1 protein-coding gene is annotated in these 1,319 nt (G+C 47.6%); it reads right to left on the bottom strand.

The annotated features are described in order from the left end of the window. Nucleotides 1-34: 34 nt before the first annotated feature. On the bottom strand, nucleotides 35-1,255 hold the full coding sequence (locus ACYVF1_RS32180; RefSeq protein ID WP_461086821.1) for an IS256 family transposase: 1,221 nt from the start codon (nucleotides 1,253-1,255) through the stop codon (nucleotides 35-37). Nucleotides 1,256-1,319 lie beyond the last annotated feature (64 nt).

Below are 1,319 nucleotides of genomic sequence, written 5' to 3'. Positions count from 1 at the left end.
TTGGGAGTGCTCGCTGAACTGTGTCAACAGGATTTTATTCGAAGCGATGGGAGTTAATCCGCTCTTCAAAGATAATGCTGAACTGATTAATCACTTCTTTCCAATTGTAGGTAGTAGTCTCCCACTTGATCTGCAAGTTCTGGATCGTCAAATAAATCAACTTTTGCAACGCAATATCGGAAGAAAAAGCCCCCTTCGTCTTGGTGACTTTGCGTAACTGCCGGTGATAGCCTTCGACCGTATTGGTCGTATACATCACCTTACGTATGGCGGCTGGATAGTCGAAAAATGGCGACAATAATTCCCATTTCTCCAACCAGGGCTGTACGGCTTTGGGGTAAGCTAACCCCCATTTTTCCTGTACGACCAACAAGTTCTCCAAGCCCTGTTCTCGGTTTGGGGCTTGATAAACTGTCTTCAGATCGCTGGCCAGTTCTTTCAATAATTTATCAGGTACGAACCGAAAACTATTTCGGAGTTGATGGACAATGCAGAGCTGAACGGTGGTGGCCGGAAAAACGCTGGCAATGGCTGTATCAAACCCTTTCAGACCATCGACACACGTAATGAGCAAGTCTTCAACGCCCCGTTGTTTGAGATCAGTGAGCACCGTCAACCAGAACTTTGCTGATTCACTCTCAGCCGTGTAGATGCCTAATACCTGCTTTTTGCCTGATAAGCTCAGCCCAATCACACTGTAGAGAACGCGCGTAACTACTTTACCATCCTGACGCACTTTGTAGTAGATGCCATCCAACCACACCAGCGTGTATAGACTTTCTAAGGGCCGGTTTTGCCATTCTCTCATAGCCGGAATGACTTTGTCGGTAATAGCCGTTAACTCGCTGTCTGACAGCGAATAGCCATACATCTCCGATAGATGTTGGCTAATATCAGCATAGCTGTTGCCGACGCTATAGAGAGAGAGGACCTTTTGTTCAAGTTGGGGCGTGAGTACAACCTGTCGTTTGGGTACGATCTGGGGCTGGTAGCTGCCTGTGCGGTCGCGGGGCGTCTGCAACTCCAAAGGACCGGCACTGCTTTTGACTTGCTTAGTCGTCTTTCCATTTCGCCGATTCTGCTCGGTGAGCCGGGTTTGGGTGAGATGGCCATCCATTTCGCCCTCCAAAGCGGACTCTAAAAAGTGTTTGAGTAATGGAGCGAATAGGCCATTTTCGCCGGTCAGTGGTTTGCCTTCATAAAGGCCTTGAATAGCAGCCTGTTTGAAGGCTTCAAAATCAAACTCGTTGGTCATAGTAGTGAAAGTTAGAGTTTTTATTCCCTTTATTCACCTGTGACACAGTTTAGCGAGCAGTCTC

It is taken from the genome of Spirosoma flavus, from assembly GCF_054778555.1.
The sequence above is the reverse complement of the archived record's forward strand: the minus strand, read 5'-3'. Positions and strand labels throughout refer to the sequence as shown.

Bases quoted from the DNA above. Each gene is read 5' to 3' on its own strand.
- ACYVF1_RS32180 (WP_461086821.1), bottom strand. From the start codon at position 1,255: ATGACCAACGAGTTTGATTTTGAAGCCTTCAAACAGGCTGCTATTCAA.